Here is an 11,186-nt window from a genome sequence, read left to right on the forward strand (position 1 = left end):
AGCGGGGTCTCCTTCTGCGCAACGCCCCGCATGTGGTGTCGGTGCAGCCCTTCGTTATCCCCTGTTACAGTTGGTGGCAACGTTTTTTCTACGGCACGGGCCTGACGCTCTACGATCTGCTGGCGGGCAGGTACAGCCTGGGGCGCACCTCCTGGTGGAGCCGCAATGCCGTGCTGAACCAGATGCCCTCCATAAAATCCGAAAAGCTGAAAGGCGGCATTGTGTACTACGACGGACAGTTCGACGACGCCCGCCTCGCCTTGAACATCGCTCAATCCTGTGCTGAACAGGGCGGTGCGGTGCTGAATTATGTTCGTGTGACTGGCTTAATGAAAGGTGCCGATGGGAAAGTGACAGGGGTAGAAGCACAGGACGTGGAAAGCGGCAGACCCTACACCTTGCGCGCCAAAGCGGTAGTGAATGCCACAGGCGTGTACGTGGACGAGGTTTTACAATTTGACCAGCCTGCCCAAAAACCGCTGGTGATGCCAAGTCAGGGCGTGCACGTGGTGCTCGACAAGTCTTTTCTGCCAGGCGATACAGCTCTGATGATACCTGAAACGCCTGACGGCCGAGTGCTTTTTGCCATACCCTGGCAAGGCCAGGTGCTGGTCGGCACCACCGACACGCCGCTGCAGGAACTGAGTCTGGAGCCTGTGGCGCTCGATGCTGAGATCAACTTCATTCTGCAAACGGCAGGGCTTATCTGCAGAAAGCCCCAACGCGGCAGGATGTGCTGAGCGTTTTTGCCGGTCTGCGCCCCTTAGCCGCTCCCGACAGCGAAACAGGCAATACCAAGGAGATTTCCCGCAGTCACAAGCTGCTGGTGGCATCTTCAGGATTAATCACGATTACAGGGGGGAAGTGGACCACGTATCGCCAGATGGCCGAAGAAACCGTGAACGCGGCTATTCAGGTAGCGGGTTTACCTGATAAACCTTGTATTACCAAAGAGCTACCCATCCATGGTGCTATACCTGAGCAAAGCGGTCGGAGCAGTTCACTGCCATCCTGGCTGTCCGCTTATGGCAACGATGCGCCTGATCTGCAAGCTCTGATGCAGTCGGAGCCTGAGCTGGCGCAAAAGCTGCACCCTGGTTTTAATTATACCTTGGCTGAAGTAGTCTGGGCGGTGCGCTACGAAATGGCCCGCACCGTGGAAGATGTGCTGGCGCGGCGGTTGCGGATTCTGTTCCTGGATGTCCATGCTGCCATAGAAATGGCGCCTGTAGTAGCTACTATCCTGGCCCGGGAGCTTAAGCGTGACGAGGGATGGCAGCGGGGGCAGGTAGTGGCCTTTGAGTTGCTGGCGAAGCACTACCTGCCGCAAGCCACCGAAAAGCCTGCCGTGCGGGCACTTTGACGAAATTTTTTCCGAAATTGCAGCAAAATCACCTGGCCCAATGCAACGACCTATTAAGCTCATTATCATAGCCGGCATCGCGCTGGTACTTTTTTATTTTGTGCGTGAGTCCTTTATGAGTGACGACAATTACCTGATTCCACTGCAGAAAGAGCGTGAAGACAAAGACTTGTCATTCCGGAGCCGCACGAATAGCCCTTTTGAAGAGGCCGATCGCAGAATGTTCAGCAATCTGGTGTACTACGAACCCAACCTCGACTATCGTGTAAAGGTGAAACTGGAGGAAATTGAGCCAAAAGACACGCTGCACATGCCCATGACCAACGGCAGCACCGAGGCTTACCTGCGCTATGCCATCGCCAATTTCGAACTGCACGGTGAGCCGCAACGCCTGACACTCTATAAAAAAGTAAAAGAGCAGGAGGAAAAGTTGTTTGTACCCTTCACCGACAAAACAAACGGTTTCGACACGTATGGCGGCGGCCGTTACCTGGATGTGCCGTTCAAGGAAGGAGCTACAACGGCTACGCTCGACTTTAACCGCGCCTACAGCCCTTTCTGCGCTTACAATCCTGAGTACGTATGCCCCGTGCCACCCAAAGAGAACCGCCTGAGCGTAGCGGTAGAGGCTGGCGAGAAAAACTACGAAAAAGTACATCCGGTAGTGGAGTAGAGGCTTTCAGCAAGACATGAAGCTTGTCACTTGGCATGACTTCGATGAACTGGCAAAGATCTGCAATCCGGAAGAGTGTTGAGAGGAGCGGCAGGAGTAGAGCAATTGGGCTAATTACGAAGTGCATCTCGCGTGACATGGCTTCGGGGAAACTGTCCCTGGGCCAAAATTCTATGAACATGTAGGCTTTTGTCCCGATGTCTTTTGTCGAAGAGCAAAGAAAAATCCTTAATTTTGGGAATTAGCTTCAACCAAACGGGGCTATACCTTACAGAACAACAGAAATAACCATGCTGATTTCATTCGACTGGCTGAAACAACTCATTCATATAGATAAAACCGCTGAAGAAACGGGTGCCTTGCTGACAGGCGCAGGTCTGGAAGTGGAGGCGATCCACAACTTCGATCAGGTAAAAGGAGGCCTGGAGGGGATCGTAATAGGCGAAGTGCTGACCTGTGAGCGCCATCCTGACGCCGACCGCCTGAGTATAACCACTGTGGACATCGGCACAGGTGAGCCGAGCCAGATCGTGTGTGGTGCGCCAAACGTGGCCGCCGGGCAGAAAGTGGTGGTGGCGATCGTGAATAGCACACTTTATCCAACAGGCGGAGAGGCTTTCAAAATCAAGAAATCGAAAATACGCGGTGCCGCTTCCGAGGGTATGATTTGCGCTGAAGACGAGATTGGCGTGGGTACCTCGCATGCAGGCATCATGGTGCTCGACACTGACCTGCCGAACGGTACGCCAGCCGCCGAGTACTTCGGCCTTGGCTCTGATAAGGTATTCGAGATTGGCCTGACGCCAAACCGCGCCGATGCTGCTTCGCACTTAGGCGTGGCCCGCGACCTGAAAGCCCTGTTGCGTGTGCCCTATACCTTACCTTCGGTTGAAGATTTTAAAGTGAATAACAATTCCCGCCCGATCGAGGTGGTGATTGAAAATACAGAGGCCTGTCCGCGCTACGCCGGTGTAACCGTGAGTGGTGTGAAAGTGGGTCCCTCACCAGAATGGCTGCAGAAGCGCCTGCGTGCCATCGATCTGGCTCCGATCAACAACATCGTGGACGTAACCAATTACGTGCTGCATGAGCTGGGCCAGCCACTGCATGCCTTCGATGCCGACAAAATAAAAAGCGATAAGATTGTGGTGAAAACTGCCGAAGCTGACAGTGTGTTTGTGACCCTGGATGGTGTGGAGCGTAAGCTCAAGGCTAATGACCTGATGATCTGCAATGCCGGGGAGCCAATGGCGATCGGTGGTGTGTTTGGTGGGCAGGAGTCTGGTGTTTCAGACGAAACGACAAGTATTTTCATTGAGAGTGCCTACTTCTCACCTGATTATATCCGCCGCACAGGTATGGCACATGGCCTCAAAACTGATGCGTCTTTCCGCTTTGAGCGCGGTACCGATCCAAACATGGTGATCACTGCTCTGAAGCGTGCCGCATTGCTGGTGCAGGAAGTAGCGGGCGGTGAAATCAGCTCTGAAATTGTAGATGTATACCCACAGCCTGTTCAAAACTTAGAACTGACGCTGGACATCGAACGAGCCCATTCGCTTATCGGCCAGCACATCGGTGCCGAGCGCATGAAAGCCATTCTGACAGACCTAGGTATAGAAATCACAGGCGAAACGGAGGAGAACCTCCACGTGTCGGTGCCACCTTTTAAAGTGGACGTGACCCGTGAGGCGGATCTGGTGGAAGAAATCCTGCGCATCTACGGCTTCAACAACATTGAGGTGAGTGAGCACATGGCCACTACTTACATGGCCAGCTTCCCGAAGCCTTATCCGGAAGATATCAACAAGACTATACTTGACTATATATCGGCCAACGGTTTCCACGAGATTATCACCAACTCCATCACCAACTCCAAGTACTACGCCGCAGGCGGAGAAGAGGAGACGGCTGGACTCGTGAAGGTGCTCAACTATAACAGCGAAGACCTTGACGTGCTGCGCAAGAGCATGGTGTTCTCTGGCTTAGAGGTGCTGCGCTACAACATCAACCGCCGTCAACGCGACCTTAAGGTATACGAACTCGGCAAGGTATACGAGCAGCTGGAGGACGGCTACAAAGAAAGCCGTAAACTGGCGCTATACATGATAGCAACACTACTGCCGAAAGCTGGAAGCAGCCTGCCCAGAAAGTGGCATTCCACGACCTTGCCAGTGTGGTGCAGAACGTGTTACAGAAACTCAATGCCGCCGACTACGAAGTACAGCCGGTGGAGGCTAGTCGCTACATGCGCCAGGGTATCACCTATGTGAAGAACGGCACTGTGATCGCGCAGGTAGGTTTGCTGGACGCGGCTGTGACTAAAGCTATGGACGTGAAAGAGCAGGTATGGTACGCCGAACTCAACTGGGACTATCTCCTCAAGAAATACAAAGATAAACTGGTGGCCGAGGAGCTACCGAAGTTCCCGGAAGTGCGCCGCGATCTGTCACTGGTTGTGGATAGGAACCTGACCTTTGAGCAACTAAAGCAAGTGGCGCTTCGCACCGAGCGTAAGCTTTTGCAAGGCGTAAACGTGTTCGACGTGTACGAGGGCGACAAGATAGCCGCAGGCAAGAAAGCCTACGCCCTGAGCTTCACTTTGCTGGATCGCCAGCAAACTTTGACCGACAAAGTGATCGACGGCGTTATGAACCGCCTGATGCAGCAATTTGAGAAACAGCTGGGAGCTATTATCCGCAAGTAGTTATGGCAAAAGAAAAACAACTGCAACAGCTTCAGTCCATTGAGGACAAAGTGCGCAAGCTTCTTAGCAAGCACGACGACGTGCTACACAAGCTTGTCGCCGCTCAGGAAGAAATTAAATCGTTGGAGGCGCTGTTAGAAGAGAGAGAACAGCAAATAAAAAATTTTCAAAATCAAGAGAATATTGTTAAGATTGTAGATGCGATAGCAGGAAACACTGCAAATTCGACAGAGTTAAAGCTGAAGTTAAACGAATATATAAGGGAAATTGATAAGTGTATCGCCTACTTGCGTGACTAGCGGGAGGCAGTGAGCCGAAGCCGGATATACGGCTGGCCATTGCAGGAAAGCAAAGAAACCAGGTAGCCCTATGCCAAAAGAACGCAACGGATGGGTGAATTAGCAATTAAGATTCGCATCGCTGAACGCGAGTATCCGATGCGGGTGAAGGAAGAAGAAGAAGAAAGGCTTCGGGTTGTAGGTAAACTTTTGAACGAGCGTCTGCGCTTTTTCAAAGACCAGTTTGGCATACAGGATAAGCAGGATTTGCTGGCCATGGTGGCTTTTGAGACCATGGTGGACAAGCTGAAACTGGAGGATGACAAAAACAACCATCTGGCTAAAGTGGGAGAGCAACTGAGCGTACTGGACGATCTCTTATCATCAAGTAAGTAAACATATTCCGAGGCGGCTTCCCAAGCAGCCTCTTTAACTACGGTGTGGTTTGCAAAACCACTTCACTGTCCTGCTGCAGGTACTGCTATAGTTTTTATAAACCATAAAAGCTTATAGTTATGCCCGATATTTTATTCATTTTAATCACTGCCATTGTAGCGCTCGGAGTGGGCGTGTACATAGGGCGTGTCATGCTGCAGAAGGTATACAAGCAGCAGGAAGAAGCCGCCCGCCAAAAGGCAAAATCCATTATCCGCGAGGCCGAGATCAACGCCGAGAGCATCAAGAAAGACCGCATGTTGGAGGCGAAGGAGAAATTCCTGAAGCTGAAGTCTGAGTTCGAGGAAGAGTCGAACAAGAAAAAGAACATCATCATCCAGAACGAGAACAAGGTAAAGCAGCGCGAGCAGCACGTGGCCAAGCAGATGGAGCAAACCAAGCGCCGCGAAGCCGAACTCGACAAGGAGAAAGAAGCCCTCGATCACCAGTTGGAATTGCTCAAAAAGCGCAAAGAAGACGTAGAACAGCAGCACAACGAAGTAGTGGCTCAGCTTGAGAAAATAGCCGGTCTGACCGCAGCCGAAGCCCGCGAGCAAATGGTAGAGGCCCTGAAGAGCGAAGCCCAGTCGCATGCTTCTTCATACGTGAAGGACATCGTGGCCCAGGCCAAACTGACCGCTACAAAAGAAGCCAAAAAGATCGTGGTGGAGACCATCCAGCGTACCGCTGCGGAGCACGCCATCGAGAACTGCGTATCGGTATTCAACATCGAAAGCGACGATATCAAAGGCAAGATCATCGGTCGTGAAGGCCGTAACATCCGTGCTCTCGAAGCCGCCACAGGTGTGGAGATCATCGTGGATGACACCCCAGAGGCGATCATCATCTCTGGTTTCGACCCGGTTCGCCGCGAAATTGCGCGTCTGTCGCTGCACCGTCTGGTAGCCGACGGTCGTATTCACCCGGCCCGTATCGAGGAGGTAGTTTCCAAGACCCGCAAAAACATCGAAGAGGAGATCGTGGAGATCGGTGAGCGCACGGCCATCGACCTTGGTATACACGGTCTGCACCCTGAATTGATCAAAATGGTGGGCCGCATGCGCTTCCGTTCGTCTTACGGTCAGAACCTGCTGCAGCACTCACGCGAAGTAGCCAACCTGTGTGCCACTATGGCTGCCGAGCTTGGTCTGAACGTGAAGCACGCCAAACGTGCCGGTCTGTTGCATGACATCGGTAAAGTGACGCCAGACGAGCCGGAATTGCCGCACGCGATCATCGGTATGGAGCTGGCCAAGAAATACAAGGAGCATCCGGATATCTGCAACGCCATCGGCGCTCACCACGACGAGATCGAGATGACCGCGATGATCTCTCCACTCATTCAGGCTTGCGACGCCATTTCCGGTTCAAGACCGGGTGCCCGCCGCGAGATCATGGAGTCTTATATCAAGCGTTTGAAGGATCTGGAGGCAGCCGCCGTATCATTTGACGGAGTGAACCAGTGCTACGCTATTCAGGCTGGCCGTGAGCTCCGCATCATGGTAGACGCCGATAACGTGACCGACGAAAAAGCCGCACAGCTTTCGTTTGACATCTCCCAGAAGATCGAAAAGGAAATGCAGTACCCGGGCCAGATCAAGATCACGGTGATCCGCGAAATGAGAGCCATCAGCTACGCCAAGTAAGGTATAGCATCAGGTATAAACAAAAAGCCCCTTGCCAGTAACAGGCGAGGGGCTTTTGCATTAAACTAAAACCAATCGTCACTTATTATCTTAGCTCAGGAAAGCTCTTAGCATCCAAAGCGTCTTCTCGTTTTCGTTGATGTCCTCACTCACAAGTGCTACTGTACCCTCGTCGTCGCGCTCTGCAGCCATAGCCAGAATATCGCGCTCCAGGTTCACGATTACGGAAAGGTTCTGATGCGTTGCCTCCACTGTCTCACGGTCGCCGCTCAGGTTCGAAGTTTCCTGTATGCTGGACACACGAAGGTAATCCGAGAAGGTATGCAGTGGCTTCTGTCCGATCGTTAGGATACGCTCTGCCAAGGCATCGATACGGGCCAGAGCATTGTTGTAAAGCTCCTCGTACTTGGCGTGCAACTGGAAGAAGTGTATCCCTTTAATGTTCCAGTGGAAACCGCGCAGGTTCTGATAGTAGATGTGATAGTTAGCCAATAGCTCGTTCAGCTTGTCAGCAATCTCTACAGAGTCTTGTTTTTCCAATCCGATATTCGTTAGCTTATTCATAGTTTTTTGTGTTTTATCTTTCATTGTTTGTATATACAAATATACAGCCTGTTAGGTTATCAATCAAATCAATTATGTCTATTTATATATAGGTATGTTCTATAACTTAGCAGGGTGTTGCGACACTTGGATACAAGGATAGACGGAGGCAGAAGACGTATACTACAACATACATTTATATTACCACTATACGGTTATTAACATGACACTGGTACAATTGGAATACCTTTTGGCGGTAGATACACACCGCCATTTTGCCACGGCAGCGGAGCATTGCTTTGTCACGCAGCCCACCCTAAGCATGCAGCTGCAGAAGCTGGAAGAGGAGTTAGGAGTACAGCTGTTTGATAGAAGCAGAGTACCGGTGCGCCCGACCGAGCTAGGTAAAGAAGTTATAGCCCAGGCACGCATCGTAGTGGCTGAGGCGAAGAAGATCAAAGAGATTGTACAGAACCAGAAGCAGGAACTGAGCGGCGAGCTGCGGGTGGGCGTGATACCGACCCTTGCTCCCTACCTGATCCCGCTTTTCGTGACCAGCTTTATGGAGAAGTACCCCGATGTGCGGCTGGTGGTGCAGGAACTGCTGACGGAGGAAATCGTGCAGAAGCTCAACTATGAGTTGCTGGACGTAGGACTGCTGGTGACGCCACTGGAGGATAAGTCTATCAGAGAGCTTCCCCTGTTCTACGAGGCTTTTGTAGCGTACATTAACCCAGCCCATCCGCTGGCCCAAAGCAAAGCCATTAGCCCCGAGCAACTTGATCTGGACGAGCTGTGGGTACTGAACGAAGGACACTGTTTCAGAAGCCAGGTGCTCAACATCTGCAACCGGTCTGGGAGCGGCCTAAGCGGCGCAGGGCATTTGGATTACAAGAGCGGATCGCTGGAAACGCTGAAGCGTATTGTGGAGACACAGCGTGGCCTCACCTTGTTGCCGGAGCTTTCGGTGCTGGATATACCTGAAGAGAAACAGGCGCTGGTTCACACCTTCCAGGAGCCACAGCCACAGCGGAGGTGAGTCTGGTCGTGCACCGCAGCTTCCTGAAAAAGAAACTGATCGAAGCACTGCAGCAGGAAATCGTAGCGGCTATACCTGCCCACATCCGCAACCGCAAGAAAGAGCAGGTGGTGGGAGTGAGGGGGAGTTAGAAGAGTATAAACAAAAACGGGCTGCCTCTTTCGAAGCAGCCCGTTTCTATGTTTATACCTGCAGTCAGGTATGGCTAACCAAATTAAGCGTTGATCATGCCAGCGCTTTTCAGCACCTCTACCATCGTAGCACCGATCTCAGCAGGAGAGTCTACCACATGGATACCGTTCTCACGCATGATCTTCATTTTAGCGGCAGCTGTATCGTCAGCACCACCTACGATTGCACCAGCGTGGCCCATACGACGACCAGCAGGAGCAGTCTGACCCGCGATGAAACCAACCACCGGCTTCTTGTTGCCAGTTTCGCTGATGTACTTCGCAGCCATTGCCTCGTAGTTACCGCCGATCTCACCAATCATCACGATCGCGTCTGTCTCAGGGTCTTCCATCAGCAGCTGTACTGCGTCTTTGGTTGGCGTTCCGATGATCGGGTCACCACCGATACCAATAGCAGTAGAAACACCAAGGCCAGCCTTCACGATCTGGTCAGCAGCCTCGTATGTCAAGGTGCCTGATTTAGAAACAATACCGATACGACCTGGCTTGAACACGAAACCTGGCATGATACCAACCTTCGCCTCACCTGGCGTGATCACACCTGGGCAGTTTGGACCGATTAGGGTCACATCTTTGCCTTTCAGGTAGTTTTTGGCCATCACCATGTCTTTTACAGGAATGCCTTCTGTGATCGCAACGATTACTTTGATGCCCGCGTCAGCAGCTTCCATGATCGCGTCAGCAGCGAAAGCCGGTGGCACGAAAATGATAGAAACATCGGCACCAGTTCTCTTTACAGCTTCTTCCACTGTGTTGAAAACTGGAAGGTCCAGGTGATTGTTGCCACCTTTGCCCGGTGTAACACCACCCACTACGTTTGTGCCGTACTCGATCATCTGAGAGGCGTGGAAAGAGCCTTCTGAGCCGGTGAAGCCCTGCACGATCACTTTCGAATCTTTATTTACTAAAACACTCATGTGTATCTTATTAAGTTGATGAATGATGGTCTAAAATAAGGTAGTGCAAAAATAGCCTTTTTTGTGGCGCTTCCAAAAAATAGTTAAAGCTAATATAGGCGCTAAATCAGCCGGCGGAACGGGAACGGGTATGCCTTCTGTTGTACGGGAGGCAGGTGGCTATACCTGTTAAGTATAATTTTAATTACGTACCTTTGCACCCGTATCTCAAAAAAGCATCTAAATGAAATACCTGAATCATATAACCGAAGCAATCGGTAACACTCCCTTAGTAAAGCTTAACAACGTAACTGATGGCATTAAGGCTACAGTGCTGGCCAAGGTTGAATACATGAACCCAGGCAACTCTGTGAAAGACCGCATGGCGATCAGAATGATCGAAGACGCCGAGAAAGCTGGCATCCTGAAGCCGGGCGGCACCATCATAGAAGGTACTTCCGGTAATACAGGCATGGGTCTGGCATTGGCGGCGATCGCCAAAGGCTATAAGTGCATCTTTACGCTGGCCGACAAGCAGAGCAAGGAGAAGATGGACATTCTGCGTGCTGTTGGCGCTGAGGTAAGAGTGTGCCCTACCAATGTGTCTCCTGACCATCCGGATTCATACTATTCAGTGGCTAAGCGCCTCAATGAAGAGATTCCAAACTCCTTCTACCCAAACCAGTACGACAACCTCTCAAACTGGAGAGCGCACTATGAGAGTACCGGTCCTGAGATCTGGGAACAGACCGCGGGCAAAGTGACGCACTTCATCACAGGTGTAGGCACAGGTGGTACCGTAACAGGTATTTCGCGTTACCTGAAGGAGCGTAAGCCGGATTTGGCCACCATAGGTATAGACACGTATGGCTCTGTTTTCAAGAAGTATAAAGAGACCGGCATTTTCGATGAGAACGAGATCTACTCTTATGCCACTGAAGGTATAGGCGAAGACATCCTGCCCAAGAATGTGGACTTTGACGTGATCGATACTTTTGTGAAAGTGACTGACAAAGATGGTGCAGTGATGACCCGCCGCCTGGCCAAAGAAGAAGGTCTCTTCGTAGGCTGGTCCAGCGGTACAGCCGTGTACGGAGCATTGGAGTATGCCCGTGAGAAAAATCTGACAGAGGACGATGTCATCGTTGTATTGCTGCCAGACCATGGTACCCGCTACCTGGGTAAAATCTACAACGACGACTGGATGCGCTCGCAGGGCTATATCGACTAAACAATCTGGTTATAACGAAATTGGAAGTTTAGAATTTGTTTCAGGCTTTCAATTGTGTACCTTGTGCTGCGGTAAATACATAGCCTTGGGTACCGTATTATTTCATCTTCTCAGAAACGTCAGCTTGGAATAGACAGCTTGCGTATTATTACAAGCTGGGTATAGTGTATTTATGAAAAAATTA

Annotated in this window: 10 protein-coding genes and 2 pseudogenes; 10 read left to right on the plus strand and 2 right to left on the minus strand. The window is 51.4% G+C overall.

Annotation, left to right across the window (positions count from 1 at the left end):
• The 7 genes and pseudogenes from O71_RS24740 to rny form a co-directional block, all read left to right on the plus strand.
• The coding region (locus O71_RS24740; RefSeq protein ID WP_007659813.1) for a glycerol-3-phosphate dehydrogenase/oxidase at positions 1–740 on the plus strand (740 nt) is incomplete at its 5' end.
• Positions 734–1,363, plus strand: a complete 630-nt coding sequence (locus O71_RS24745) for a glycerol-3-phosphate dehydrogenase C-terminal domain-containing protein (RefSeq protein ID WP_007659815.1) — start codon at positions 734–736, stop codon at positions 1,361–1,363. The genes O71_RS24740 and O71_RS24745, both read left to right, overlap by 7 nt.
• 40 nt (positions 1,364–1,403) lie before the next feature.
• A complete protein-coding gene (locus tag O71_RS18130; protein WP_007659817.1) occupies positions 1,404–2,036 on the plus strand; it encodes a DUF1684 domain-containing protein in 633 nt (210 codons plus the stop codon).
• A gap of 290 nt (positions 2,037–2,326) precedes the next feature.
• A pseudogene (gene pheT, locus O71_RS18135) lies at positions 2,327–4,743 on the plus strand (phenylalanine--tRNA ligase subunit beta).
• Between the two features lie 2 nt (positions 4,744–4,745).
• A complete protein-coding gene (locus tag O71_RS18140; protein WP_007659820.1) occupies positions 4,746–5,042 on the plus strand; it encodes a hypothetical protein in 297 nt (98 codons plus the stop codon).
• Positions 5,043–5,132: 90 nt separating this feature from the next.
• On the plus strand, positions 5,133–5,417 hold the full coding sequence (locus tag O71_RS18145) for a cell division protein ZapA (RefSeq protein ID WP_007659821.1): 285 nt from the start codon (positions 5,133–5,135) through the stop codon (positions 5,415–5,417).
• 119 nt (positions 5,418–5,536) lie between these two features.
• On the plus strand, positions 5,537–7,102 hold the full coding sequence (rny, locus tag O71_RS18150; protein WP_007659822.1) for a ribonuclease Y: 1,566 nt from the start codon (positions 5,537–5,539) through the stop codon (positions 7,100–7,102).
• 90 nt (positions 7,103–7,192) lie between these two features.
• On the opposite strand, the gene O71_RS18155 is transcribed toward rny, so the two are convergent.
• Entirely contained in the window at positions 7,193–7,666 is a 474-nt protein-coding gene (locus O71_RS18155) for a Dps family protein (RefSeq protein ID WP_040574723.1), read from the minus strand.
• 202 nt (positions 7,667–7,868) lie between these two features.
• On the opposite strand from O71_RS18155, the gene O71_RS18160 reads away from it, so the two are divergent.
• Entirely contained in the window at positions 7,869–8,684 is an 816-nt protein-coding gene (locus O71_RS18160) for a LysR substrate-binding domain-containing protein (protein ID WP_007659824.1), read from the plus strand.
• A complete protein-coding gene (locus tag O71_RS27535; RefSeq protein WP_007659825.1) occupies positions 8,681–8,815 on the plus strand; it encodes a hypothetical protein in 135 nt (44 codons plus the stop codon). The genes O71_RS18160 and O71_RS27535 overlap by 4 nt, the downstream gene beginning before the upstream one ends.
• Before the next feature lie 83 nt (positions 8,816–8,898).
• On the opposite strand, the gene sucD is transcribed toward O71_RS27535, so the two are convergent.
• Positions 8,899–9,792 (minus strand): succinate--CoA ligase subunit alpha, encoded by an 894-nt coding sequence (sucD, locus tag O71_RS18165; protein ID WP_007659826.1) that lies wholly within the window; start codon positions 9,790–9,792, stop codon positions 8,899–8,901.
• A gap of 223 nt (positions 9,793–10,015) precedes the next feature.
• Between sucD and O71_RS18170 the strand changes: the two are divergent.
• Positions 10,016–10,999: pseudogene (locus O71_RS18170) on the plus strand (PLP-dependent cysteine synthase family protein); the annotation flags it as partial.
• Positions 11,000–11,186: the final 187 nt, after the last annotated feature.

Origin of the sequence: Pontibacter sp. BAB1700 (assembly GCF_000277005.1) — a bacterium.
In the GTDB taxonomy this organism is placed as follows: domain Bacteria; phylum Bacteroidota; class Bacteroidia; order Cytophagales; family Hymenobacteraceae; genus Pontibacter; species Pontibacter lucknowensis.